Source organism: Verrucomicrobium sp. BvORR106 (genome assembly GCF_000739655.1).
Taxonomy (GTDB): Bacteria; Verrucomicrobiota; Verrucomicrobiia; order Verrucomicrobiales; family Verrucomicrobiaceae; genus Verrucomicrobium.
Genome location: NZ_BATR01000198.1, coordinates 1 through 1,622, shown reverse-complemented (window position 1 = coordinate 1,622; position 1,622 = coordinate 1). Strand labels below are relative to the sequence as shown.

General features: G+C 60.2%; 1 protein-coding gene. It reads right to left on the bottom strand.

Going from position 1 to position 1,622, the window contains the following annotated elements; all coding sequences use genetic code 11:
- Positions 1-327: 327 nt before the first annotated feature.
- Complete coding sequence (locus tag BV106_RS36755; protein WP_081892579.1) at positions 328-1,542, bottom strand: IS110 family transposase; 1,215 nt, start codon at positions 1,540-1,542, stop codon at positions 328-330.
- Positions 1,543-1,622: the final 80 nt, after the last annotated feature.

Genomic DNA, 1,622 nt, shown 5'->3' with positions numbered 1-1,622 from the left:
GGCTCCTATGAGGCGGGTCAATTGGTTTGTGAGGTGACTTGCGGTTTTCTTCGGCGTTGCTGCTCTTTGAGGGTGGAGGGTTCGTTGTGATTCTTTCTGTCGTCTGATCCTTGATGCAGCTCGGTCTTCGACACGCGCTGTTGAGCAGCTTTACTCCTGCTCTCATGCTCCTATCCGCACAGGCCCTCAGGGCCGTGCATCGCGCCCTTGCGGGCTACAAGGATCAGTCAGGAATCGATCATTCTAATTTTGCGGGCTAAGCCTTGCGGCGGCCAAGCCGGAGGTCGATCAGATTCGCCGACTGAAAGTGTTTGTGCAAGGCGGCCCTCAGGTGGTGGCTGGCTCCAAGCCCAGGCCTTTCAACGTTGCCGTCCCTACGTGCAATCTCCAAAGATCGATCATGAGCATCCGCGCACAGGCTACGATCGCCTTGCGCTTCCTGGCTCCACGGACCGTGCGTTGCGGCCCCAGTTCCTCGGGATATTTCCTCACCCCCCTCCAGTTCGGATTTAGCCTGCAGATCCTCCACGCCGCTTCCACCAGCGTCGTGCGAATCCGCGAGCTGCCCATCCGGTCAATCTCCCCCATCTTTTGCTTTTCTCCGCTGCTGTACTCACTGGGGCAGCAGCCGATGAACGAGCCGGGCTGACCCCGGTTCTTGAACCGGTTCCAGTCACCCACTTCTGCAGCGATGATGGCATAGCTGAGTTCGCCCAATCCTTTGGGTCGAACCTTGGCTGCTGGGGCCTCCTCCGACGCTGTGGGAGGATGGGCCGCATTCAAGGGCAAGCCTGGTTCGGACTTCCTGGTGGCAGACTTCGGCGGCTTGACTTCACTGATGGCCTTCTTTTTGAGCTCCTCGCTATAACCGTTTAATTGCAGGCACAGTCTCTGCATGGGCTCAATCATGCCCACCAGCCACGTGCGGCCGGCGGCGAGCAGATCGGCTCTGAGCTGCTCCCAGTTCTTGGGTGCCCACCAGCTGTCGAGATCCCTCAACCAGCCATGGTCCCACAGCAGGCTGCGTCCCTGGGATGCAATCTGACCACGCAGCTTGACCACCTGCTCCCGGCGGCGGTGACTCCCTCGTTGCTGTTGAACTTCCACCGTGGGGATCCTGACCGGACGCAGGCAGGCTCGGTTGCCCCGGCTCACGTAGTCCCACAGCAGGGAGGCCAGCATGCGGGCATCGCGTTTGTCGGTCTTGCGTTTGCCGCTGAGCTCCTGGGGAGCAACCACCATGCTGCTGGCTCCGGCACCTTCCAACTCGCGGTGGAACTCCCAGCCGAAGCCGCAAGCCTCCTGGACGCAATGGACTTCACAGCCTTGCTTGATGAGCCAGCCAACCAGTTCAACCCAGAGGCTGCGAGGGTGCTTGCCCAGATTGAGCGGTTGACCTCCAGCGACGATCAGGGTGCCGGCAGGAGTGTTTAGCTCCAGGTCCAGGCCCAAGGTGACACGGCGTTCCTGGCCGGCAAGATTGAGGGCCTTGCAGATCGCTGCGTGACAAGGGATGGGGGTGTGCAAAGAATAAGTAGTCATGATGGTGTGGGTCAGTGCCTTTCGCGTGGCACCAGGCATGTTGCCTGTTGTTTGCTGATCCCGCCATCATGGCGTCTAAT